Origin of the sequence: Chelativorans sp. (assembly GCF_031180965.1) — a bacterium.
In the GTDB taxonomy this organism is placed as follows: Bacteria; Pseudomonadota; Alphaproteobacteria; order Rhizobiales; family Rhizobiaceae; genus Chelativorans.
Window position 1 is genome coordinate 43040 of record NZ_JAPSLH010000002.1, and the last position, 24545, is coordinate 67584.

A 24545-nucleotide genomic window follows, 5' to 3' on the forward strand; every position below is an offset into this window, starting at 1 on the left:
TGTCCGGCAGTCTCGGTATCAGCAGGCCTCTGGTGAGGCGTGAGGGGCGAGCGAAGAGGTAAAGGGTAGGTGTACCACCAGCGCGGTGAAGTTCTACGTTGCTGCGGTCGGCTGATCGTATGGTGCATCCCGGGGGTGTTTCTCCTTGCAGGATTCCCACAGCTCCTTTGAAAGCATAGACCACAACTTGAGAGGCAACCGCTACTTCGGGAGGAGAAATGCAGCGATTGATCCCAGTCCTAGCGGCCATATTGCTGCCCGGCCTCGTGTTCCTAAGTTTTTCACCAGCTGTTATCCAGGCGAACGCAAACGAGATCGCGTTCACCGCACGCGCGCTTTACGCGGTTTGGGCCCTATTTTTGGCCTCATCCGCCGTACTGGCTGTGATCGCTCTTGCTTGCCGATCGAGCGTCGTCTTCCTCACCAGCTTCGCCATCAACGTGATAGCTTGGAACGCAGCCTACCCTCACATCTGGCTACACTCACCCATAGCGATGTTAGGGGCCGTCGCTGCAGAGGTTGCCCTTCTTGCAATCTGTACTTGGATCGCGCTCCGTGTTCCGTTCGACGTACTGGCAAAGGCCGCGGCTCTTTTCGCCGTCCTGACAGTGGCATTCTCAATTCCGCAGCATTACGCTTTGTGGCACGTCTTAAAAGGCAAAACTGAGGGGCCACCCCGCCCTGAACTTGTTAGAGCCGCCCCGACCAGCGCCAGCGCCGCGAAGTTTCAAGGTAACGTCTATCACGTGGTGCTGGACGCTTTTGCCTCCCCCTATTTTAAATATCGACTTAACAGCAAGAACAAGCCCGAACTGAACGGGTTCACCTTCTTCCCAAATGCAATCGCAAATTACGGGCGAACAAACTTGTCCATGCGCTCCGTGTTTACAGGTCAGCATCATCCATCTCCGATTACAAATTGGGATGAAGCCTTCAACAAAGGGTTTTCGGCCTCCCTCCAAAGCGCCGGTATCTCGACCCACTACTTCCCCTTTTATCCGTACTTTTGTGATCCGGAGGCCTCTTTATGCGAGGCCACAACGGTTTTATATGCCGCAAACCGAAAAAACCTTGGCACTACCTTTGCCGTCGACATTCTCTTTCAAAGCTTGATCCCGGTATCGGTGCGAGACTACTTCCTCGGATCGCTCCAGCACCAACAGCGCCCGGTAGATACGTGGGAGTATGGGTTCTCCCTAACGAGTTCTGTTCGTGGGCTCTTTGATGGAAGCGAAGGGTTCCCAAAATGGCGCCAGCCCATGCAAGCAGCGACTATGGACACGCTGGAACAGTTCCTAGAGGCAGAACAGTCTCTGCCCCCTCGTGGACGCTATGTTTTTCTTCACTTGATGGTGCCGCATTCGCCATTTGTATTTGACGCTTCGTGCTCCTTTGCCCATCCGGACCGGCAAGCTCAAAAGAGCCACGACCAGCAGATAGATGACCAGTTCGCCTGTGCTGTGACAGTGATGGAACGGATTACGGAACAGCTGCGAGAGCTAAACCGGTTCGAGAATTCACTTGTTATCTTTCATGCCGACCACGGTCTAGGGGATGCCGCACTTCTGCATAGGTGGGACTCAACAGTAAAACGTGATCCTTCGGCCCCTTACATTGACCGTGACACCGGTGATCTCTCCAAATTGCCAAGCCATTTTGTTGAAGGCGTGGCTGGCGCTCTTTTGTTGATCCATCCTCCTGGCGCAAAGGAATCCAAGATCAGCGATGCCCCCGCACAGTTGCTGGACATTGCCCCCACGGTGATGGACTTCTTCGGCCTGGCATATACTGGTCCTGGCGTGTCCCTGCTTTCCGTCGAGCCACCAGCGGATAGGCCGGCCATTTATTTCGAAGCCCACACCGCAGAACTCGGCAATATAGATCGCTTCGCGAAGTTCCTCCGCGAGAAGGACGGGTGGAAATTTCAAGGTTGGGAGGCTCAGCAACCCGCCACAAATCAGGCGCAAGCTCCCGCAAAGTAAAGGTGCTATGGGGTCCAGGAGGCCTCCCACCGGATCGCCTATATATTTTCACCGTCACAAAGCGCCGCCATCGTGCGCCGCTTTGGGTTCTTGGTACCGTGCGGTCCACGAATTTGCCTTTCAGGTGGTCAGGTTAGGTTGTAGATCACTCGGGATTGTACAAGGTGCGCATAGAGGGGCCGTTGGGGTTTTCTCCTCCGGCTTTATGCGCTAAAGGGACCACTCCATTCAGCCAGGGGGGCGATGATGGATAACATCAAGCATGATCGAACTAGGCGCGAGAGCCAGCATAGTATCCGATCCGAAGGTTTTGCGCTGGGCCGTCCCAGCCATTGCCGCGATGCTCACGATTCAGGTGTCTCTTGGCACCGTCTTCAGAATGGAAATCAACCCGGCGCATTTTTTGGCTCCTGTCGTCGGGCTGGCGGTACTATTTAGCCTCAATGACAGGCTAGCAACGGCGTTCATCGTTTCAGGGCTGTGCGGCCTCGGTTCCGTGTTCGCAGCGCACATCATCAGCCCAGACATTCTTCACGGAAACATCGCGGAACTCCTCATTTGGACGATGTTTGCGCCGAGCTTCTTGTTTTTGGGTCGGCTCGTGCCGCTGCGTGCGGCTGTCCGCTGGCTGGGAATATTCTCAGTAGTCTTTCTCGTCACTGCGACGCTGCCTCTTCTGGTGACCGGGGAGCCGGTACGCGGGGTGTACCCCTTCGGCACTCCTGGCCGGGATCCAGGCACAAGTTACATGAATGTCCACATACTCGGCCTGCCCGTGTTCGCCTCCTACGGCGTCAACAGCATCGCCCCACTCTTTTGCATGCAAGCAGCTCTTTTGTGCGGCGCTATCTTCTCCTGTAGCAATTCACTTCGCATCCTTTTCAGCGTCGGGCTGGCGTGCGCAATCTTCCTTGTGATCGGCAGCGAAAGCAGAGCCTCTCAGGGAGCTCTCATTCTGCTTGCTCTATTCTTCGGGGGCTATTGTTTCTGGAGGCGACAGGGTCCGTGGCTGGCCTATACGCTCATTGCCTCGGCCGTGGTTTTGGCCGGGGCCGCTGTGTCGATACGGGTAGACGAAGTGACTAGAATGGCTCACTTGGTGCAGGGATCAGCTTACTTAATGAAATCGAAGCAGACCCACAACGAACGCACTGCGGAACCAGCCCACGATCTTAGCGCCCTCACTACTGGGCGCACCGATCTATGGACCGTCGCCGCAAGAGAGTTCGCGGCAAGCCCACTTATTGGCAACGGCTTTTCGGGATTTGGGCGCTTCGAACCTATCGGTAAACATCTGGGCGCCAACACTACTCCCCACCTGTATTACCTCAACATCCTGTGGAAGGGCGGGCTACTGTTTGCGGTGCCCTTCGCCTACTTCATCTTTCTTGCATTCAAGGCGGCATGGGAGCACCGCCGCGCCTACCCAGAATGGGCATTCAGCGCGGCGGCCGTGGTCGCAATGTTCGCCGTCGCCCTGACTTGGGACATACTGATGATCCCAGGTGCCGGCGTTCTCACGTGGTTTTTGCTGGGCTCAATGGGAGGGGAAAATGACGAGATTGCTTGAAAGCGTTGTACTCGCCCTCCTTCTTATGGTGTCGATCACCTACCTCGCCAACCGCATCGGGCCGACTTCCGATATATGCTACATGTGGGACGGATCAGCCGTGAACTGCCCGGTTGCCAGCAACTATTCCGGATCCCCTGCTGATCCTTTTGATTAGACTAGACGCCGAGCCGCTCGATCCGTTGTGCCCAGTGCGTTCCGGGAGTTGACGCGCCTACAGCGCTTCCAGCAACCATGCGGGTCCAGCCTTGAACGATAAAGCGATCAGGTGCAGCTCCTTGGAGCACCCTTGCGGACACTTTCAGGGGCACAAAGTCGCCCACATCCCAAGTCGACTGAGCGGGCGGAGCTGTAAACGACGCCATCGCCTGATCGCCTTTGCGCCGCCCGTGTACCGTCGCGATGTTCAAGATCTCCGTAGTGGCTCCGGCAATTCGGTTCCCGCGAGCCGTCAGATGCCGGCCTCCACCGAGGCGTGCACGCGAACGTGCGGCAACCCGGTCGGTATCGGCTCGGAGCCGTCACTCGCCGCAAACAACCTGAACGGCTCCTTCGCGCCCTATTTCGGTCGTAAGGCTGGTCGTTCCACTACCTGAAAGCGGACATCCCACCGGGACTGCACTGCGGCGTCGGGGTGTCTCTGCCAGCGTCTTGCTGGCGGGCTTCTCGGCGCTCGAGCAGCGCCCGCACCGATCGTTATCTGGTAAAGCTCGTCGAAAACCCGATGCTCCGGTGCACGATCAGCACAACCGCGAGGGTCAGGGAAATCAGCAGAACAGAAATTGCGGCGATCAGAGGGTCGGACCGCGATTCCAGGTGCCTGAACATCTCGACGGGAAGGGTTGTCGCCTCTGGCCCAGCCAGGAACAGCGTAACGACGACCTCATCGAAGGACACGAGAAAACTCAATGCGCCTGCCGATACCAGTCCCGGTGCGATGAGTGGAAGCGTGATGCGTCTGAAGACCGTCAGCGGTTTTGCTCCCAGCGAAGCGGCAGCCTCCTCCACGGTAACGGCGAGCGCATTTAGCGCGGTGGCCAGAATGCGCAGCGCGTAGGGTAAGGTCAGCACGAGATGGCCGAGCGCGATGCCGAGGCGGGTCCCCAACAGCCCGACAGATGCGAAGATGATGAGGATCGCAAGTCCGATAACGATGGTGGGCAGGAGGAGAGGAGCTGTAAAGAGGTTGTAGAGAAGCTCGGATCCTCGGACCTTCAAGCGCACGATCACATAGGCCGCCGGCAAGGCAATCAGGATTGTGAGCACCGTCACGACAGCCCCTATCACAAGGCTCGTCCGGAAGGCGCCCCACATCCGGTCATTGCTCCACAGCTCCCCGTACCAGCGAAAGCTCCAGCTGTCCGGCGGAAAACGCAGCGTATTCTCCCCACTGAATGACAGCGGCACAATCACAAGGACCGGCACCAGCAAGAAGACGAACAAGACCGTCACTGTCACCTTCAGCAGCCAGCTTGGTTTCCTTTCTTCCATCGCTCCCTCAGTCGAATGCGCGCAGCGCGCGGGTGTAAAGGATCAAGGACAGCCCGAAGACGACGAGGACCAGGATCGACAGCGTCCCGGCTGCCGGCCAGTTCAAGGTCACAATGGCCTGGTCGTAAATCTCTGTGGCCAGCAGGAAGACGCGCCCTCCGCCGAGAATGCGCGGCGTGATGAACGAAGAAACCGCCAGGACGAAGCACAAAAGGCAGCCCAGCGCGATGCCAGGCGCCGTCAATGGCAGGACCACGCGCCAGAAAGCTTGTATGGGCCTGGCGCCGAGCGTCAGAGCCGCCTCTTCACAGCGCGGGTCAAGCCGTCCGAACCCGGCCAGGAGCGCAAGGATCATGTAGGGCATGAGGATCTCGGTCAGGCCGATGACCACTCCGGTCATATTGTAGACCAGGCGGAAGGGCAGGGTGATTCCAATCTGCTCCAGGCCGTTCTTAATAAGCCCCGTGTCCGCCAGCACTGCGACCCATCCATAGGTGCGAACGACCGCCGATGTCAGCAGCGGCGATACGACCAGAACCAACAGAAATGTCCGCCACTGCCCTGAGGAGCGATGCAGGTACAAGGCGATGGGATAGGAGCAGAGGAGCGTCAGAAAGGTGATCAGCAGGCTCATTAGTACCGAGCGGAGCAGCGCCTCCATGTAGAACCGGTCCTGGACCAATGTGCTCCAATTGGCCCAGGTGAACTCCGTGCCAATGCCGCCGCCGGGCAGCGCCTCCTTGAAGGACGTGCTGAGAAGGTTCAGGACGGGGTAGAGGAACACGCCCACGTTGACGAGCACGATCGGCAGAAGCAAGGCTATTGCAAGCCCGTTGCGCCGCGTTTCATCGCCCTGCTGCGCCATTTTTCTGCTAGCCCGCGCTCTTGAAGGCGAGGGTATCTTCAACCCTCCAGCTCAGGTCCACTTTGGCTCCGATCGGGCTGAGGGTGGCGGAAGCGGATGTCGGCTGCTCAACGGACCAGTTCAGTCCGTCGACATGGACGACATACTGGATCAAGTCGCCAACATAGGTGGTCCGCCTGATCTCCCCCTGCACGCGGTTGGTTGATTCTGTGGCCGCCGAGCCAGCTGGCTCAAGCTGGATTCGATGCGGGCGCACCATCACCTCTATGTTTCCCTCCATTGGCTGGGTCAGGCGCAATTCGCGTTCGCCGACCTTCGCCTTCGTGCCCATGGCCATGGCCGGCAGTCGGTTGATGCGCCCCACGAAAGAGGCAACAAAGGGGTTTGCAGGACGTTCATAGAGTTCGGTCGGCGTGCCAAGCTGCTCCAGGCGTCCGGCGTTCATGACCGCAACCTTGTCGCACATGGCCAATGCTTCCGCCTGGTCGTGCGTCACGAACACGGCGGTGATTCCCAGTCGTTGCTGGATGTCGCGGATCTCCGTGCGCATCTCGTCGCGCAGCTTGGCGTCGAGGTTGGACAAAGGCTCGTCGAACAGGAGGATGGACGGCTGTATGACGAGCGCGCGCGCAAGCGCGACACGCTGTTGCTGACCCCCTGAGAGTTCTCGCGGGCGCCGCTTCTCCAGCCCCTGGAGGCGCACCATCGCGACCGCCTCCTTCACCCTTTCGGCCACCTCGGCCCTGCCGATACGGCGCATCTCCAGGCCGAAAGCCACGTTGCGCTCCACCGTCATGTGCGGAAAGAGGGCGTAGCTTTGAAACACGAGGCCCATGTCCCGCCGATAGGGCGGTTCTGAGGTCATGTCACGGCCGCCTACAAGCACGCGCCCGCCGGATACCGGCGTCAGGCCGGCAATCATCCTCAGCGTGGTGGTCTTGCCGCACCCCGAAGGGCCGAGCAATGCTACGAGTTCTCCACGCGGCACATCCAAGTACAGGTGATGGACGGCGGTGAAGCCCTGATAGCGCTTGCCAAGCCCCTGCAGGGAGAGGAAGCCCCCCGCGGCGGGCTCCTCTTGGCCGGTACCATGGCGCATATCCGCTTCTGCCAAGGTCATGTTCAGCGGCTTAGCGGGATGACGCGTCGGCGCCATTCCTGGGTAACCTGGTCGCGTATCTCCGCGATCGCCAGCCAATCCACATTGAGGACGTTCTCCATCTGCCCGGCCGATGTTCTCTCGAGTGCTTCGGGGGAGACTTGCGCCTTGCTGTTGGTCGGGGCGTAGAACATCGCCTCCGTGAATGCCTTCTGTGCTTCCGGGCTCAGCATGTAATCGATGAATTTCTTGGCCGCCTCGGCATTGGGAGCATCTTCCACCAGCGCGACGGCGTTGATCTGAAACAGTGTCCCTTCCTTAGGAATGGAGGCAGCCAGAACGCTTCCGGGCTGATCGGCAAAGACCTGCGCACGCGCATTGTAGCCAACACCCATGGCCGCTTGCTGGGCCATGATCATGCCCCAAAGGTCTGGCTTTGGATCCCAGGTGAGCACGTGGGGAGCAAGGGTCATCATTTCCTCAATGCCCTTATCCAGATTCTTATTGTAATCGCTGCCGCCCGCCATCTTTTCGAGCATGATTGTCAGGGCAACGCCCAGAATGTCCGGCGTGGCATGCAGCGCGACCTTGCCTTCAACCGCGGGATCCCACAACGCGCGCCAGGAATCCGGCTTTTCCTTCACAACCATCTTGTCGTAGACCAGCACGAGGCTGTCAAAGGTCATGCCGACGGCATTCACACCTGGAATCTTGGCCATCGGGTAAAGATCTGCCACATGTGGGCTGACCGTCTCGTCAATTGGGGCGAAAAGCCCCTCATCGGTGCCGGCCTTCGCCAGCGTGATGTCCATCATCGCCACGTCAAGCTGTGGCGCATTCTTCTGTGCGCGCAAGGCGCCAAGGATCGCGGCCGAGTTGCCGGGTGTGAAATAAACAACCTTGATATCAGGATTCTGCTTCATGAAAGGCTCGATCACGGCCTTTGTGTAGAGGTCCTGAAAAAGCCCCGTATAGCCTGCGAAATTCACGACCGTTTCGGCCGAAGCAGAGCTTATCGCCAGCATGGCCCCCGTCGCCGCCATTGCGGCTGTCTTTACCCATTTCAGCATTTCTCTTCCCCTTCTTGTCGCAGGCTACCAGGCGGTGCGCACCATATTTGCTTCGACGATTGCCGTTGCGCCGCTAATGTCTGGCAGTTTCTCTCCGGCGCGCAGCCTCTCATGCGTTGTCGCCTCGGCCTTCTGCATTGCCAAGGCCCGCTCCGCGGACTCCCGTGCAAGCTCGGGCGGAAAAACGAGCACGCCATTTTCATCGGCCAGCACTGCATCGCCGGGATTGACGACCTGGCCACCGACGGAGATGGGAACGTTCAGGGCGCCCTCAATCCCCAGAAGCCGAGTGGTGATGGAGGAGAGCCCGCGACACCACATCGGCAGGTCGAATTCCTGTATCTCCGACAGGTCGGTCGCGGGCCCGTCGATTACGCCAGCCTTTACGCCCGCGAGCTTCATGGCAAGTGTCAGCCCGCCGCCCCAGCACGCGTATTTCATATCGCCGCAACGATCGATCACCACGACGTCACCCGGGCGAACCAGTTTGGTCGCGTAATGAAGGAGCGTCGAATCCGCGTGCGGCAGGCGCAGCGTAACGGCTGTCCCCGCCACGCGCTTCCTGGGCTGAAGCGGTGCGATTGCCCGGTCAACGAAGCCGCGATGAAGGAAATGGCCGGCCGTCGCCGTTTCGGTTCGCTCAAGAAGTTCGACCAGCGAGCCATCCAGCTGCGGGGGCATGTCGTTGACGGTGAACATATCGGATCTAAACCTGTCGTTGGAAGTGAGGCAGACGCGTTTTTTCTATCCGAAGGCATAGAAGTTTTTACGCCCGCCGCGGCCCGAATGGAGGAGCCCGGACCGGCAAGCGTTCAAGCCACGGGTGGCTTAGGCGAGCACGTGGTGATCAGCCAGAGGAATGCCGCGGCGCGTTTGCTCGATTAGCTTCTTGTCGAGGCGCGCGGTAATGAAGCCCGGCCGATCGGAAGCCTGCGCAATGATGTGCCCCCAGGGATCGATCGCCATCGTATGGCCCCAGCTGGCCTTCTTGCCATCAGCGTAGGTGCCGATCTGGCCCGTCGCTAGGAAGTAGGTTTGCGTCTCGATCGCCCGCGCCCGGGCGAGCACCTCCCAGTGATCCTTGCCGGTCTGCAGCGTGAATGCCGCCGGAAGCGCAATCACATCGGCGCCTGCGTCCCGCAGTTTCCGGAACAGCTCGGGGAAGCGCAAGTCGTAGCAGATGGCGCAGCCTACCGTGAACTCGCCGATGCGGTAGGTGACGATGTCTTCGCCTGGAGCCACAGTGTCAGACTCCTGGAACACCATGCCACCGGGCACGACCACGTCGAAGAGATGGATCTTGCGATATTTCGCCAGCAGTTCGCCCGAGGGGCCGAAGACGACGGTCGTATTGTGGAAGCGGTTTCCGCTTTTTTCCACCACACTGCCTGCGTGGATCGTAACCTTATGCTTTTCGGCAAGGGCAGACATCAGGCGGAAGGATTCTCCGTCGGGATACTCTTCGCCCGTCGCCTGCTGATCGGCAGGATCGGCGTTCAAGGTGGCATAGTACTCGGGGAGGACAATCAGATCCGGGCGATCGAGTCTTACGGCCTCATCGATGAAGTCTGCTGCCGCGCGTAGATTGTCCTCTTTGGACTCACGCGTGTTCATCTGTATCTGGGTAATCTTCACTGCCCGTCTCCTGACCTTGCCGGAGATCATCGGGCCACAAGCACAGGACTGTCCAACGGGAAAAAATCATCCAAACCTATAGAAAAATCTAATGCACTGGCGCGTGGCTTGCGATCAGGAACGGCAAAAGGCCGCTGCTGCCTCCGCGGCAACCTCCGTTACCAGAGCGGGGAGAGGGCGCTCCTCCGTGCTGAGATAAGCGCCAAAGATTGGTATGGGCGGAAGTGGCTGCCGCACGTTGAGAGTGCGGAGGCTTCCGTTCTGGATCTCCTTGGTAACGGCGGCGACCGGTACGACGCCGATACCGGTGCCCTCGACGGCGAGGCGGATGATGGTCCCCAGCGGCGCTGCAAGGACGCGGGTCTCATCATGGCCGGCGTCGCATAGCATCTGCGTGATGGAGGCGTGGAGCTGCGAATCTCTTGAGTGAGAAAGGATACGCAGATGCGCGAAATCCTCGACGTCGAGCCTGCCGTTCGGCAGATCGACCCGGGGGCTTGCCACCCACGCGCAGGGAAACGCGCACAGCTCGATGCTGGCGACCCCCACGCCGCTGACTGAACCCATGAGCAGCCCGACATCCAGGGTGTTCCTGCGGATGTGCTCGCCGATCTCGAGACTGGTGTAGGTGGCGATTTCAAGGGCGACGTCTGGCAGGCGCTCGTTCACGAGATCGATGAACGAGGGCAACCAGGTATGGGCGACGGTGCCGATGGCGCCGATGCGAACCGTCCCGCGCAGGGCTTTTGGATTGCTGAAGCGATATTTGAATTCGGTCGCGAGTTGCACAAGCCTCTCCGCCTTCCCGAGGGCGTCTACACCCTGAGGCGTCAGGCTCACGTCCCGAACGTTCCGTTCGAGTAGCCGGACCCCGAGCTCGCGTTCCAGGGTGGCGATCCGATGAGACACGGCAGCTTGGGTCGTGTGCAGCTGTTCGGCTGCAAGACTGAAGCTTCTAAGCTTTGCCACCCACACAAAGGTCTCAAGGAAGCGCAGGTTCAAGATATACTCCGCCTGTTTTCCTTCAGCTGGCTAGGCTCCGCTTTTCGGATCCCTTGCCATTGTTCCACCAGCGAGCCGGCATGGCTTCACGGCGATCGGAAATGAGCATAGCGCTTCACGCCAGCTGGGTCGACGCTGCGGAAGGGCCGAAGCCCTAACTGGAATTCAGCGCGTCCGCGCAGGGCTAGTTCTAGCAGGCGTCTCTGCTCCGATCTCTCCGGGTGCGATTGCGGTCAGTCAGCTTCCGGCCCCGACTGATTTGATCTCAGCTTTGTGTTAGCGATGCCAAAGCGTGTGGGCATTAACTGTTGGAGCGCCTAGCGCCTCCTCTAGCCGTTGGCGCGGGCCCGAATCTTGAGGTTCGCCCCATCCTGAACTGTCGGGTCAAGCGTTGACGAAACGAGCTTTGCCGAAATCGACGCGCTCAGAGATTTTGATCCCTTCTAGAAGCCAGGGGAGCTTCTTAACGAGCTCGTCAGGGATTGGCTGCTCGACCTTTCGTTACTCTGGGGAAATATGCAAGAGCAGTGGGAGGTATGTAGCATGTTACGCTTCCGGCTACGTTCTAAATTTAATCCTGCTTTACGTCGTCGCCGACCAATTGGGTTATCCACACCAGGTAGTGCAGGCTTTCGCTATCGTCATCGTAGCCATTTTCCTTTTTTTCACGCTGAACGCGTTTGTGTTCCGCAAAACTCCGGCGCCGAGAGGACGATGATTTTCTGCCCTTCCTGCGGAGGAGCGCTGGCCAACAGCGTGGCGCCATGGTACCAGTTGCGGATTCGAGCTGGAGGTGATTGACGGTTTCCCGGCCTGGGCCCCGTATTCTGCACATTCCGGCGAAGGGTTTAACCCGGAATCGTTTGCGAAGCTCGCCGAACTGGAAGCGGGGAATTTTTGGTTTAGGGCAAGGAACGAACTCATCATTTGGGCGCTGCGGCGCTATTTTATGCCTGCGCGCTCGCTACTCGAGATTGGGTGTGGAACCGGCTACGTTTTGACTGGCGTGGCTGCGGCATTCCCTCAAGTACGTCTTGTCGGAAGTGAAATCTTCATCGCGGGGCTCGCGCAGGCCAAGTCACGCGTTCCTGACGCTAGTCTGATTCAGATGGATGCACGGCATATTCCCTATCGCGGAGAGTTCGACGTAGCTATTGCTGCCGACGTTCTTGAGCATATCGAGGAAGACGAGCAGGTTCTATCACAGCTATTCAAAGCGTTGCGGCCAGGTGGCGGCGCCATTATCACCGTCCCTCAGCATCCATGGATGTGGAGCGGCGCCGATGACTATGCCTGCCATGTTCGCCGCTACACCTCGTCCGAAATACGCAGGAAAATCGTCGCTGCTGGCTTTGCAGTCGAGCTCAGCACCTCGTTCGTATCGCTCCTGCTACCCCTTATGGCCGCCTCCCGTATATTGAACCATAGGGCCTCCCAACCCAATCCGCACGCTGAATTCAATATCCCTCGGCCGGTCAATTCTCTGCTGGAACAGGTACTGAGGAGCGAGCGTGCAGCGATTTCCATCGGTCTCCGCTTTCCTTTCGGAGGGTCCCGTTTTGTGGTCGCACGCAAGGCAACTTGATCACAGCCCCCGAGACGGCGCAGCTATCCGCGCGCTAGCGGGCAGCGCGGCGAATGTTTACCCCACACGACGCAGCGACAGGCTGGCGATCAACTTTCGCCACCATAGGCCGGCTCCTCCAACCGAAGTCGTGGCAGGATCGAAGCGCTTGTGTCGGGACCGGCCGAGAAGGAAGATCGGACAGTTAGGGTAGAGAAGACGGGCTCGATCGCGAAATTAACGCTGAGATCGGGGGCAAAGATCGACTTCACCCGGCGCCGCTGCAAGAGGAGATGCACTCACGATTTGGCGGAAGAACGTTGTACGACCCCAGACTAGCAATCTTGCAGTGACGACCTTAGCTTCGGCGCACCGGCAGGATTTAGCGTCCGTCAATAGCCGCCGGAAAGGAAGATCGCCTCGCCGGTCATGAAGCTGCAGGCATCGGAAGCAAGGAAGACGGCGGCACCCACCATCTCGTCAACGTGCCCCGCCCGACCCATCCAGTTTAGCTGCCGCACATAGGCGGCCCAGCCCTCGGGATCGGTATCGCGCCGGGACGCGTTCCGGTCCGTGTCGATGAGGCCGGGCGCCAGCGTGTTGAGGAGCACGCCGTTGGCCGCATATTCGCGCGCGAGGCTCTGGACAAGATTGTGCTGGGCGGCCTTGGTCGCGGCGTAGATCGAGACGATCCCCTTCGGCCGCAGCTGGTTGATGGAGCCGATATTGACCACGCGGCCCCAGCCGCGCTCGGCCATGCCGGGCAGAACGGCCTGCAGAATCTCCACCGTCGAGCGCAGGTTGACGTTCACCTGCGTTTCGAAGTCCTCATCCTTCACCGCATCGAGCGTAGCGTTGATCTGGGCCGAGGCATTAATGACGAGGATGTCGAGTGGGCCTGCGACCTCTTCCGCCCGGCGGATCAGCTCACGCCCCGCACCGGGCGCCGCAAGATCGCCATGCACGGCCTCCGCGGTGCCTCCAGATTCGAGGATCGCCCGCAGTGGATCGCATCGAGTCCGGCGTCTGGCCGTGCACCACTAACCTTGCGCCGAACTCCGCCATGCCCTTCGCGATGGCCGCGCCGATCCCGCGGCTCGAGCCGGTAACGAGCGCCGTCCGCCCGTCGAGACGGAAGAGCTCTCCATAGCTGCGCGCCATCGCTAGTCCCTCTCCAGTCTGAAACGGTTGGCGGGCACCCCCTTTACACCGGCCCTGCAGGCGAAGATGCCGCCCGAGAGCGGCGCTTCTGCCAGGGTGGAGGCCGGCAGGCGCGTGCGCGCGCTGGTGATGTAGAGCGTATCGAGATCGGGGCCGCCGAAGGCCACACTTGTCGGGCGCGGCACGGGCAGGTCGATCACCCGGTCGAGTATGCCGTCGGGGCGGTAGCGGTTTACGCGCCAACCGTCCCAGATCGCGCACCAGAGGAAGCCTTCCGCATCCACCGCGATGCCGTCCGGCCTTCCCTCCTCCATTGGAATGGTAGCGAAGATGCGGCGGTTGGCGATGGTTCCCTGCGTGGAACAGCAATCGTATGCGTAGATATGGCCGGGCACCGTGTCGACGAAATAGAAGGTGCGGCCGTCGGGGCTCCAGTCGAGCCCGTTGGCAACCGTAATGCCCGCCTCCTTGCGCTCGACGGCGCCGTCCGGCGCGATCCTGTAAAGACCGCCGCTCGGCCGGCTGGCGTCGAGTCGCATGGAGCCGACCCAGATGGCGCCGGCCGCATCCACCTTGCCGTCATTGAGCCGGTTGTCGGCGATGCCGGCTTCAGGCTCGGCAAACGTCTCGAACGTGCCCGTGGCGAAATCAAAGCGCTCGATGCCGTCTTGCGAGGCGACGAGCAGCGACCCGTCCGCCGCAGGGAATACCGCGCTGACGAGCTTGTCGACCTCGCAACTTTCGTTGCGGCCAGTCTCGGGATCGAAGCGATGAACGGCAGGATGCAGGATATCCACCCAGTAGAGTCGTTCCTCGCCGCCGATCCAGACCGGCGCCTCGCCGAGTTGTGCCCCCCAGGGCAGGACGCAGGTGACGGGAATGGAGGAGGCGGAAGAGGAGCGCGGGCGTGGGCCGGAGCTGATCGCCACTGTGCCCGCATAGCCAGTAATGCGGCGCGCCGCCGCCATGAGTTCGCGCCCGGTCGGGTGGATGTTCTCGGCGTCGAGCCGCGAGGAGGGTCCGAGCGCGACAAGCGCGCCGACCGGCGTTCCATCCTGCCCGGTGATGGGGGCTGCGACCGAATTCACGCCCGGCAGGTGCTCCTCGTAGGAAACAGCATAGCCGCGCGCCCGCGTCAGCGTCATATCGGCCTGGAGCTGCTGCTGATCGGTGATGGTCTTGTCGGTGTAGCGCTCCAGCTTCAGCCGGGCGGTGAGCGCACGCGCCAGTGCCGGCTCCTGGAAGGCGAGCAGCACCTTGCCTGCCGCCGTGCAGTGGACAGGGACCCGCCGTCCCGCATCGACGCGCACGCCGAGGCCATCGCCCGAGCGTTGCTCGAGATACACCACCTGCTCGCCCTCAAGCCGGCACAGCGCGACCGTTTCGCCCAGCTCGGCCGAGAGACGCTCCAACTCCGGGATGGCGGCTGAGTTCAGGTCGAACGTATCCCACACGCGGTGCGAGAGTTCGAGGAAGCGCTGGCCGAGCGAATAGGTGCCCGTCTTTTCATCGTGACGCACAAGACGGAAAGCGATCAGGGTGCGCAGGATGCGGGCAAAAGTCGGCTTGGGCAGGCCCGAGCGTTTCAGAAGCTCGGCAAAGCGCACAGGTCGGTTGGCATCCGCCACCATGTCGAGCAGGGTGAGACCCTTGGCGAGGGCGGCGGTGCCGGCAGGTACGTCCGGCTCGTCGCGGGTCAGTGTTTCCTCGACCGCCATGCGTCTGCCGCTTCGCTCAACATTCGTTCGATCGACCATTCGGGTTCATATCCGAGAACGCTGCGAATCTTCGCGTTCGACGTGTGATAGTAGACGCCCGGCCCTGGAAGATCGATCCGCACCACGGGCAATCCGGTCACCTCGGACATCGCATCGAGCAGCATGGGGAAATCGACCGGATCGGTGGCGCCGAGATTGAAGATCTCACCCGCTGCCTCAGCCCTATCCGCCGCAAGCAGAATGCCCTTCACCATGTCGCGGGTCTCGGTGATGTGCATCCGGAATGGCCGGCCTTTCTCGTTGCAGGCGAGCACATGTGCTTCGCGGCCGGGATCGGCCGCGCGCAGAAGCTCGGCAACCGCATGATTGCCGAAGGCTTCCTGTTGCCGGATGCGCGGGCGCAGGAAAAAGCGCGGGCCGGAGAAGAAGCTGTCCGGGTCGAGCAGTTCGCGCGCATCCTGCGTGTGGGAGAAACGCAGGATCACGGTCTCCATGCGCCCGAGGCGCTGGTGGAAGCGCACAAGCTCCTCCCCCAGAAGCTTCGTCAGCCCATAGGGAGAATTGGCATTGAGCGGATGCTCCTCCGTGATGGGCAGGAATTCCGGCTTGTTCTCCGGATAGACCTCGCCGGAGCTGGCGAAGACAAAGCGGCGCACGCCCGACTCCGCCGCACAATCCAGCAGGATGCGGGTACCTTCCACATTGGCGCGGAAGAGCCGGTCGCGGTCCTGCGGCTTCCAGGACATGAAGGCGCCAAGATGCAGGATGGTGTCGACGCCCGCCACGGCCCGGGCACAGGCTTCGGCATCATCAAAGGAGCCTGTCACCTCCGAATAGCGGGGCGACAGTTTGCCCGAGGAATTCAGGTCGAAGCCGCGCACGGTATCCCCGCGCGCAAGAAGTGCCTCCACCGTCGCCCGTCCGACGCGGCCGGCCGAGCCGGTAACCAGAAAGGTCATGTCAGTTCAAAGCCTCGCCGCTTCTGCCTTCGAAGAGATGAACTCGGGCGGGATCGAAGGAGAGCTTCAGCTCTTCGCCTTCCGCAAGCGGGCTAGAATGCGCGAGCCGAGCAATCAGGCCCTTGCGCGCCTCCTCGTCATTGAGGCCGCTGAACGTGTGCTCCCCGGCGTCGAAATAGACATATTTCTCCGAGCCCAGACTTTCGATCAGGCTCGGGCGGACGATGAATTCCGTGCCGCCCCCCTCGGTGGAAATGTATTCCGGCCGAATGCCCGCAACGATGCCGCCGTTGGAATGCGCCTGCTTCAGGCGATCCGCGCTCACATTGACCGGCACCTTCTTTCCGAAGAGCTTGATGGCGGCACCATCGGCCGGCGCGGTCGAAAGGAAATTCATGCCGGGCGAGCCGATGAAACTCGCCACGAACAGGTTCTTCGGCTTCTGGAACAGCGTGTCGGGATCGGCGATCTGCTGGATGAGGCCGTCCTTCATGATCACGACGCGGTCGGCCATGGTCATGGCTTCGATCTGGTCATGGGTGACGTAGATCGTGGTGACACCAATGCGCTTGTGCAGCGCGCTGATCTCCGCGCGCATGTGCACGCGCAGCTTGGCGTCGAGGTTTGACAGCGGCTCGTCCATGAGGAAGGCCTGCGGCTCGCGCACGATGGCACGTCCCAACGCCACGCGCTGGCGCTGGCCGCCGGAAAGCTGCTTCGGGCGCCGGTCAAGCAAATGCTCGACGGCGAGGATGCGCGCCGCCTCATCCACCCGCCTTCTGATCTCGGCGGCGGGTATGCCGCGCATCTTCAGACCGAAGCCGATATTGTCGCGTACGGTCAGATGCGGATAAAGCGCGTAGTTCTGGAAAACCATGGCGATATCGCGGTCGCCGGGTGCCAGATCGGTCACGTCGCGCCCCCCGATCAGGATGCGGCCGCCAGAGGCGGGCTCCAAACCCGCCAGGATCTTGAGCATGGTGGACTTGCCGCAGCCAGATGGGCCGACAAGCACGACGAACTCGCCATCCTCGATCTCCAGCGAGAACTCCCTGAGGACGTTCAACGCGCCATAGTTCTTGTAGACGTTCTGGATGCTGATGCTGGCCATTTACTTCTCCGCGCCGGCGGTGAGCCCGCCAACAAGGTAGCGTTCGAGGAAAAGGTAGATGATGAGGATCGGAACTGCGATGAACACGGCCGCGGCGGCGACCTCGTTCCAGTCCGTCACGTACTCGCCCTTCATGGTGGTGATGCCGAGATTGGCGGTCCAGCTGCCCTGCTCGTTGGTCAGGAACGTGCGCGCATAGGCATAGTCTGCCCACGAGAGCACGAAGGCGTAGAGCGCAGTGGCGGCGAGGCCGGGCGTGGCGATCGGCAGGATGACACGCACCATGGCGGAAAGTGGCGAGCAGCCGTCCACCATCGCCGCCTGTTCCAGCTCGCGCGGGATCGTGTCGAAATAGCCCTTCATCATCCAGGTGGTGAAGGGGATGATCAGCGTCGAATGGGCGATCACGAGCGACCAGAGGCTACCGATGAGCCCCACGCTGCGGAAGATGCTGAAGAGCGGGATGACGAGCAGCGTTGCCGGCAGCATCTTCGCCGTCAGGATGAAGAGGCCGAGGCTGTGGCCGCCGCGCACGGAGAAGCGCGACAGGCTGTAGCCCGCGAGCACCGAAACAAACATGGACAGCGCCACGGAGCCCACCGCCGCGAGCGTGGAGTTCAGGAGCCAGAGCGGGATCGGCCGCTCGGCCCAGACCTTGGCGAAGGTCTCCCATTGCGGGTCCTTCGGCCAGAAGGTCGGGGGAAGCTGCGTCAGTTCCGCACTGGTGGCGAGCGCCGTGACGAACAGCCAGTAGATCGGGAACAGCAGGAATGCGCAGACGGCGATGACGCCGGCATAGAGCGCGATGTTTTGGGCGGTGATTCGCTTCATCGGTGGTCCCTCAGTACATGGCCTTGCTGCCGCGGCCGAGCATTGCCATGCTGGCAATGACGCACAGAAGCAGGGTGATGACGCCCACGGCCGAGGCATAGCCGAATTTGAAGAAGCCGAAGGCTTCGTTGTAGGTCATGATCGACAGCGTCTGCGTGGCCTTGAGAGGGCCCCCATCCGTCAACACCTTGATGATGGAGAAATCGCGGAACACCCACAGGACGACGAGAACCATCGTCACGCCGAGCACCGGCATCAGCGAGGGAATGGTGATCCAGCGCAGGCGCTGCAAGGCGCTGGCGCCGTCCACCTTGGCGGCATTGTAGAAATCTTCCGGGATAGACTGCAGACCGGCAAGGCACATGATGGATACGAAGGGATAGCCCTTCCAGACCATTGTGGTGGCCACCACCCAGAAGGCGGCGGTGGTATCCGAGAACCAGGCGACCATCTGGTTCGCGAGGCCGAGCTTGATGAAGAGCCAGCCCATGAGGCCAAAAGAGGAATCGAAGATCCAGGCGAAAATAACGGTCGCGATCACCTCCGGAACGGCCCAGGGAAGCGCCACTGCCAGCCGCGCGATCCTGCGGCCGCGAAAGCGGTTGTTGACGAGAAGGGCGGTGGCGAGACCGACGGCGAGACAGGCAGTGGTGACAACCACCACCAGCTTCAGCGTCACCCAGCAGGTGTGCCAGAATTCCGGCGAGGAGAACAGATCCTGATAGTTCTCCAGCGTAAAGGGTTTACGCGCCGCGCCCATGCGCGGCAGCTTCACGTCCTGGAAGGAAATGTCGATGGAAATGAGGAGGGGATAGGCGATGATGGCGGCGACGAGGATCACCGCCGGCGCGAGCAGGATGTAGCCCAGCCAGTGCTGCCGGCTAGGCCGCGCGAGATCGATGAGCTTCCGTTTTCTCACGCCGGCCGACCATCGGCCGCCCTGACGATCCGCCCCCACATAAAAGCCTGCACGTCCTTCTCGAAGGTCTGCTTGATCCATAGCACAAGGGCTCCCTCGAATGGCGCAGGGATCGGCCGGTCCCCATCGAATGCGGCAATCTCACCCTCTGCAAAGGGTTGAAAGTCGCCGGGGCGGGCCAGGAACCGCATCTGCGCCGTGCGGGTGATTTCAGGATATTCCACGACGATGTCGCGCCGGGGCCGCGTGTCACGCCAGGTTGCGAGCGCTGCAAAATCGGCGTCCGAGATCATGCCGTTGAGTTGCAGAAGCCTGGCGACAGCCGCCTGCGCCACCAGCTTGCTTTCGGCGGCAAAGAACAGGCCGCATTCCAGCGTGATGCCGATGGCATTGGAGTGCGGATCGGAGAACTGCCGATAGTTGGACAGGGTGGGCGCGTGCGCACTGCCCTGGTTGAAGAGGAAGCGGGTGTGCGGCAGTCCGATCCGCTCTGCCAGGCCAATGGCGCGGGTGCCCGGCCGCAGCACGAAATAGGGCGAGGCTTCATAGGGCGTCGCGTGGAGGTCGATGAGGAAATCCGCATCGGCAACAAGCGGTCGCAGCTCGCGCGCCCGATCGAGCTCAACGGAATGCCCCTCCCCGTCCAGCTTCTCATCCGACCAGACGCGGTTGAAATCCTCCTCCACGAAGCGGGTGCCGTAGGGGTCCACCCCGTTGAACGCCTCGTAGGCGGCGACATTGCAGATGGCGAGCGACAGACGCCCGCAGAGCGGCCGTATTCCGTGTTCCAGGATCGCCAGGACTGCCTCCAGCCCGCCCGGCTCGTTGCCGTGGGCGAGCGATGTGACAAGCACATGCGGGCCGGCGCGGCCGCTGTCGAACGTGAAGGCGTAGGGAATCCCCGCATTGCCACGCCGGTATGGCTCGAGGTCGCGCTTGGCGATGCCGGCGCGGCGGCGCTCCTCTTCCAGGCGCGCGGTCACGCGCCCTGCTTCAAGGACCAAGGCTTCCGCATCCGCAAGGTCTGCAGTGTCGTTCATCGCGGTCTCATGCTGTTTGCGGAGGATTGCCGGCCGGCTTGGGCCCGGCCGGGCACCCCTTTGCGCTCTATTGCAGCGCGACGGCCTTTTCATGCATCCGCTTGGCGACCTCGGCGGGGTCGAGATCTTCGATGATCATCCGCTGCGCCTCCTCCTGGATCATCTTCGAGAACTCGTTGAAGGGGATCTCCAGGCCGACCGGAATGCGGTCGACACCGGCCTTGTTGGCCGCCTGCTGCGCCTCGACCAAAAGGTCGAAATGCGGGATCTCGGCCTTGGCCGCGCTCACATCGGCGCGCGGGCTGGGTGGTGTCGAGGCGGCAAGCTTGGCAAAGGAAGACTGGAACTCGTCGGACGTGGCGATGCTGATGAATTCCCAGACGAGTTCCTTCTTCTCCTCGTCGATCTCGCTCGGCATCGCAAGCACGTTCGAGGAGCCGCCGAGCGGCGGATCGAAGGGCACCTTGGCCAGCTTCAGCTTGTCCTTGGCGGCGCCCTGCTCCATGATCGAATAGAGCCACGGGCCATCTACGCGCATGGCGATGCGGCCATCGGCGAAAAGCTTGCGGATATCGCCAGCGGAAAGATCGCGCGGGCTCAGATTCTCGCTGATCACCGTTTTCCAGCGCTGCAGGCCTTCGACCATCTCGGGCGTGTCGATGGTCACTTCCCCTTCCGCATTGGTGTAGCTGGCGCCGGCATCGAGAAGATAGCTCGCCATCTCCGCCAGATACTGGCCGGCGCCGCCCTTTGTCTCATGGCCGGTGCCAAACTGGTCCGGAATGCCGTCGCCATTGGTGTCCTTGGTGAGCTTGCGGGCCGCCGCAAGGAACTCGTCCCAATTGGTGGGAACCGCGACGCCCTCGCTTGCCAGCATCTCCTCGTTATAGGCGAAGATCGCCCCATAATAGAGCATCATGATGCAGACGACCTGGCCGTCCCAGTTGCAGGCCTTCTGGCCGGACCAACCATCGAGATTGAGTCCGGACTTCTCGGTCCAGGGGGTCAGATCCTCCAGCCAGCCATTGTCGGCGAAGCTGTGAAACTCAAAGGAGGCGAGGTGCACGATGTCAGGCGGATTGCCGCCGGCAAAGAGCGTTGTCATCGTGTCGGCATAGGCCGCGCGCTCGACCTTCGTCCATTCGATCTTGTGCTCTGGATGGCGCTTCTCGAATTCGGCGATGACGGAGGCCCACCAGTCACCCACGCCCTTCTCGTCCTTCTGCCAGGAAACGAATTTCAGTGTCTCGGCAAGTGCCGGCGTCAGCGCCGTCGTCGCCAGCATCGCTCCCACCGCGAGAGCGGCGGCGGCTTTGAGAAAACGTGCTTTCATCTTGATCTCCTCCACGTGGTCAGTTGCTTTTCAGTAGTCCCAAGGCCTCTTCCGAAGGCTCCACTCCAAGGCCGGGGCCGCTGGGCGCCGTGTATGCGCCCTCCCGGCAATCCATGTCGCCCACAAGCAGGCGTCGGTTGGGTTCGAAGATCGAGTGCTGGAATTCGTGTGCGGTGACGTTTGAAAGCGCGGCACTGGCCTGCAGGCTCGCAGCGAGGAAGATGCCAGCGCCAATCGTTGCATGCGGGATGACCTCGATGCCGTACTCCCTGGCATAGGAGCCGATGCGCATGAACTCGGTGATGCCCTTGTGGCCCATCTCCGGCTGGACAATGCTGATGGCGCATTGCGGCACGCGGTGATGCATGTCGTAAACGGTGCGCCACTCCTCGCCCACCGCGATCGGCACGTCCACCGCCGCACAGACTTTCGCAAGCCCGGCGATGTTTTCGGTCCGCACCGGGGCCTCGGCGAACCAGGGCGCGTGCGGCACCATCTTTTCGATAAGCGCGATCGCCTCCTCGGGCGTGTGCGCCCAGTGCATGTCGCAGGCGATGCGCACATCAGGCCCCAGCCGCTCGCGCAGGGTGGCGTATTCCGCTCCGGCTCCGTCGTCGGCTACCGGCAGTGCGAACTTGAAGGAAGAGAAGCCGCGCTCGCGCCAGTGCTGCGCAAGGTCGGCGCGCGCCTCACGCGTTTTCTCCGGCAGGCCGGAGACATAGGCGGGAATACGCGCCCTCGCCCTCCCCCCGAGCAGTTCCGCAACAGATTTGCCGGCGATCTTCCCGGCGATATCCCAGAGCGCAATATCGATCGCCGCGAGCGCATCGACATAGAAGCCGCCTGTATAGCCGCGCACGCGCATCAGGTCATAGAGGTCGTCATGAACAGCGGCAGGATCGGTGGGATCACGGCCAATGGTGAAGTCGGCAAGCAGGTCATCGATGATGGCAATGACGGCGCCGGGCGCCACCAGCCCGTAGGTCTCGCCCCAGCCGGTCACGCCCTCCCGCGTGCGGACGCGGACAAGGACGCTGCGGTCGAAGGTGGGATAAACGGTCTTGTTGCCCTTGCGCACGAGATAGCCGCGCGCGTTGGGCTCCTCTCCCGGGCGCGGAGCGCCGAGATAGACGGTCTCACGCGATATAGTGAGGGTGAAAACCTCAACGCTGGCGACGCTGTCCGCCATCAGAGGGCCCCCGCGACCTTGACACTTGCTTGCAGCGGAGCGTGAAGCGGCAGCGCATCGATCTCGGCAAGGCATGCATCAATATCCGCAATCGCCTGCGCATCGAGTTGCGGCGTGGGCGCGCGCACGATCGTGTTCTCGCAGACGCCGCGCCGCATCAGCACATGCTTCGAGAGCCGCATGCGGTAGATAGCCTGCAGCGTGAGCAGCGGCAGCGTTCGCACATAGATTTCCCGCGCCAGCTGAAGATCGCCCGCGCGATAGGCACGGTCGAGCGCCACATGATGCGCAGCGATTTCCACCGCCGGCATGGCAGCACAGGCGCCGCGCGCATATTCATCGAGGATATAGCGCGCGCCGCCGCCGCCGATCACGCCCGAGAGATGCGCAGGCGCATCCTCGATCAGACGGGAAATGGCGGGTCCGGCCGGCAGCGTCTCCTCCTTCACATAGGCAATCGCGGGAATCTGCCGGACGACGGCAAGGATCGTTTCCGGCGACAGATCGCTACCGCGCGGCGCCGGCGCATTCTGAAGAATGATCCGGGCTTCGGGCAAGCCGCGGCTCACCTCACCCATGAAAGCGGCCACGGCTTCGGCAGAGCTTCCCAGCGACTTTGGCGGCTGAACCATCAGATGGTGGATACCGAACGCGAGCGCCTGAGCGCCATGGCCAATCACCTCCGCAGCAGTCGGAGCGCTGGCACCTGCCACGATTGGCACGGCGCTTCCCACTTCCTCCACGCAGACCTGCAACAGCGTCTCACGCTCGCTGGCCGAGAGCATCTCAACCTCGCTGGCGAAGCCTGGGAACACCACCCCATCCACGCCGGCACCGAGCGCGAAGCGCACAATGCGCCGCATGGCAGCGGCATCAACTCCGCCATCCTCCGCGAAGGGCGTCGGAAGCACCGGCAGAATTCCGCTCAGGTTTTGATCCATCCGTTAGTCCAAACTGTGAGACTAAGTTTCATAAATTGACACTACCAGCCAGCTGCGTCTATGACAAGAGCCAATCAGCAGGGGAATGCCGATGATGAAATCCGAGGAGAATGCTCACGCGATCGTTGTCGATTGGGGAACCACCTCACTGCGCGCTTATCTAGTCACGCGCGACGGCTCCGTTCTGGCGGAAAAGGAGACCGAGAGCGGCGGCATCCAGTTCATCAAGGACGGCAGGTTCGAAGACTGCCTGATGGAGGCGGTGGGCGGTTGGCTGAAACGGGCCGGAAAGATTCCGGTCATCGCCCTGGGGATGGTGACGAGTCGCAACGGCTGGGTGGAGGTGCCCTATGTGCCCTGCCCGGCCAATACCCAGGCACTAGCGAACGGGGCGACAAGGCGGACACTACCCAATGGCTCGAACCTGATCTTTTTGCCCGGCCTAACAGACCCGACCGCATCGCCTTTCCCGGATGTCATGCGCGGCGAGGAAACGCAGATCGTGGGCTTTGGGCTCACAGAGGACATTACGATCGTATTGCCCGGCACTCACAGCAAGTGGGCGCGGGTTTCGGACGGAGCCATCGGCTCCTTCCAGACCTTCGTCACCGGAGAACTCTATGCACTTCTCACCAGGCACTCGTTTGTCGCCAGAAGCGCGGGGGCAGTAGTAGAGGGCCAGCCGGACTGGAACGCTTTTGATCGTGGCGCGCGGCTGGCGGCGGAGAGCCGGTCTCCCATGCTTCTCTCCGATCTATTCTCGGCCCGTACCGGCATGCTCGTAGGCAAGCTCAGGCCGGAGGAGATTCGCGACTATGTGTCGGGGCTGGTTATCGCGCACGAGTTCGCCCAGGCCCGCCAGCGAGGCTGGTTCGCCTCGGGCGACCAGATCGGAATAGTCGGCAACGACGGCCTGAACGAGCGTTATGTGCGCATAGCACCGCTTTTCGGTCTTTCGGCGTTCCGCGGCGAGGACGACGCAGCCATTCGCGGCGCGCTGGAGATCGCCGCCAAGCTCTGAATCGATGATCAGACCACCGGCGTGAAATACACATCGCTTACCCG

21 protein-coding genes and 1 pseudogene are annotated in these 24545 nt (G+C 61.5%); 5 read left to right on the forward strand and 17 right to left on the reverse strand.

Features of this window, described 5'->3' with window-relative positions:
* Positions 1 to 218: 218 nt before the first annotated feature.
* Together RIN79_RS01675 and RIN79_RS01680 are read left to right on the forward strand one after the other, a co-directional pair.
* Complete coding sequence (locus tag RIN79_RS01675; protein WP_309082878.1) at positions 219 to 1982, forward strand: sulfatase-like hydrolase/transferase; 1764 nt, start codon at positions 219 to 221, stop codon at positions 1980 to 1982.
* Positions 1983 to 2244: 262 nt separating this feature from the next.
* Positions 2245 to 3552 carry an O-antigen ligase family protein gene (locus RIN79_RS01680; protein WP_309082879.1) on the forward strand — a complete coding sequence of 436 codons (1308 nt, stop codon included), beginning with the start codon at positions 2245 to 2247 and terminating at the stop codon, positions 3550 to 3552.
* Between the two features lie 696 nt (positions 3553 to 4248).
* Here the strand turns inward: RIN79_RS01680 and RIN79_RS01685 are convergent.
* From RIN79_RS01685 to RIN79_RS01715, 7 genes are all read right to left on the reverse strand, one after another.
* Positions 4249 to 5043: an ABC transporter permease gene (locus tag RIN79_RS01685; protein WP_309082880.1), complete on the reverse strand. Its 795-nt coding sequence runs from the start codon at positions 5041 to 5043 to the stop codon at positions 4249 to 4251.
* Between the two features lie 7 nt (positions 5044 to 5050).
* Positions 5051 to 5908 (reverse strand): ABC transporter permease, encoded by an 858-nt coding sequence (locus tag RIN79_RS01690; RefSeq protein ID WP_309082881.1) that lies wholly within the window; start codon positions 5906 to 5908, stop codon positions 5051 to 5053.
* A 7-nt stretch (positions 5909 to 5915) separates the two neighbouring features.
* On the reverse strand, positions 5916 to 7007 hold the full coding sequence (locus RIN79_RS01695; RefSeq protein WP_309083084.1) for an ABC transporter ATP-binding protein: 1092 nt from the start codon (positions 7005 to 7007) through the stop codon (positions 5916 to 5918).
* 23 nt (positions 7008 to 7030) lie between these two features.
* Complete coding sequence (locus RIN79_RS01700) at positions 7031 to 8050, reverse strand: ABC transporter substrate-binding protein (protein ID WP_309082882.1); 1020 nt, start codon at positions 8048 to 8050, stop codon at positions 7031 to 7033.
* 51 nt (positions 8051 to 8101) lie between these two features.
* On the reverse strand, positions 8102 to 8776 hold the full coding sequence (locus tag RIN79_RS01705; RefSeq protein WP_309082883.1) for an RraA family protein: 675 nt from the start codon (positions 8774 to 8776) through the stop codon (positions 8102 to 8104).
* A 129-nt stretch (positions 8777 to 8905) separates the two neighbouring features.
* On the reverse strand, positions 8906 to 9712 hold the full coding sequence (locus RIN79_RS01710) for a carbon-nitrogen hydrolase family protein (RefSeq protein ID WP_309082884.1): 807 nt from the start codon (positions 9710 to 9712) through the stop codon (positions 8906 to 8908).
* Between the two features lie 114 nt (positions 9713 to 9826).
* Positions 9827 to 10714, reverse strand: coding sequence for a LysR family transcriptional regulator (locus tag RIN79_RS01715; protein ID WP_309082885.1), 888 nt, complete (start codon positions 10712 to 10714; stop codon positions 9827 to 9829).
* Between the two features lie 433 nt (positions 10715 to 11147).
* Between RIN79_RS01715 and RIN79_RS21535 the strand changes: the two genes are divergently transcribed.
* Positions 11148 to 11432, forward strand: coding sequence for a GtrA family protein (locus tag RIN79_RS21535; RefSeq protein WP_375165860.1), 285 nt, complete (start codon positions 11148 to 11150; stop codon positions 11430 to 11432).
* A 75-nt stretch (positions 11433 to 11507) separates the two neighbouring features.
* Positions 11508 to 12299 (forward strand): methyltransferase, encoded by a 792-nt coding sequence (locus RIN79_RS01720; protein WP_309082886.1) that lies wholly within the window; start codon positions 11508 to 11510, stop codon positions 12297 to 12299.
* Between the two features lie 371 nt (positions 12300 to 12670).
* On the opposite strand, the pseudogene RIN79_RS01725 reads toward RIN79_RS01720, so the two are convergent.
* The 10 genes and pseudogenes from RIN79_RS01725 to RIN79_RS01770 form a co-directional block, all read right to left on the reverse strand.
* A pseudogene (locus RIN79_RS01725) lies at positions 12671 to 13439 on the reverse strand (SDR family NAD(P)-dependent oxidoreductase).
* 2 nt (positions 13440 to 13441) lie between these two features.
* Positions 13442 to 15157, reverse strand: coding sequence for an SMP-30/gluconolactonase/LRE family protein (locus tag RIN79_RS01730; RefSeq protein WP_309082887.1), 1716 nt, complete (start codon positions 15155 to 15157; stop codon positions 13442 to 13444).
* Positions 15136 to 16116, reverse strand: coding sequence for an NAD(P)-dependent oxidoreductase (locus tag RIN79_RS01735; protein WP_309082888.1), 981 nt, complete (start codon positions 16114 to 16116; stop codon positions 15136 to 15138). The genes RIN79_RS01730 and RIN79_RS01735 overlap by 22 nt, the downstream gene beginning before the upstream one ends.
* Position 16117: 1 nt before the next feature.
* The gene (locus RIN79_RS01740) at positions 16118 to 17227 is read right to left on the reverse strand and encodes an ABC transporter ATP-binding protein (RefSeq protein ID WP_309082889.1); all 1110 of its coding nucleotides are present in this window, start codon (positions 17225 to 17227) and stop codon (positions 16118 to 16120) included.
* Positions 17228 to 18058 (reverse strand): carbohydrate ABC transporter permease, encoded by an 831-nt coding sequence (locus RIN79_RS01745; RefSeq protein ID WP_309082890.1) that lies wholly within the window; start codon positions 18056 to 18058, stop codon positions 17228 to 17230. It lies immediately after the preceding gene.
* Positions 18059 to 18068: 10 nt separating this feature from the next.
* Positions 18069 to 18977, reverse strand: a complete 909-nt coding sequence (locus tag RIN79_RS01750) for a sugar ABC transporter permease (RefSeq protein WP_309082891.1) — start codon at positions 18975 to 18977, stop codon at positions 18069 to 18071.
* Positions 18974 to 20017, reverse strand: a complete 1044-nt coding sequence (locus RIN79_RS01755) for a succinylglutamate desuccinylase/aspartoacylase family protein (RefSeq protein ID WP_309082892.1) — start codon at positions 20015 to 20017, stop codon at positions 18974 to 18976. The genes RIN79_RS01750 and RIN79_RS01755 overlap by 4 nt, the downstream gene beginning before the upstream one ends.
* 67 nt (positions 20018 to 20084) lie before the next feature.
* Complete coding sequence (locus RIN79_RS01760; protein ID WP_309082893.1) at positions 20085 to 21350, reverse strand: sugar ABC transporter substrate-binding protein; 1266 nt, start codon at positions 21348 to 21350, stop codon at positions 20085 to 20087.
* 19 nt (positions 21351 to 21369) lie between these two features.
* The gene (locus tag RIN79_RS01765; RefSeq protein ID WP_309082894.1) at positions 21370 to 22539 is read right to left on the reverse strand and encodes a mandelate racemase/muconate lactonizing enzyme family protein; all 1170 of its coding nucleotides are present in this window, start codon (positions 22537 to 22539) and stop codon (positions 21370 to 21372) included.
* Entirely contained in the window at positions 22539 to 23480 is a 942-nt protein-coding gene (locus RIN79_RS01770; protein WP_309082895.1) for a dihydrodipicolinate synthase family protein, read from the reverse strand. The genes RIN79_RS01765 and RIN79_RS01770 overlap by 1 nt, the downstream gene beginning before the upstream one ends.
* A gap of 91 nt (positions 23481 to 23571) precedes the next feature.
* On the opposite strand from RIN79_RS01770, the gene RIN79_RS01775 reads away from it, so the two are divergent.
* Positions 23572 to 24501, forward strand: a complete 930-nt coding sequence (locus tag RIN79_RS01775) for a 2-dehydro-3-deoxygalactonokinase (protein ID WP_309082896.1) — start codon at positions 23572 to 23574, stop codon at positions 24499 to 24501.
* Positions 24502 to 24545 lie beyond the last annotated feature (44 nt).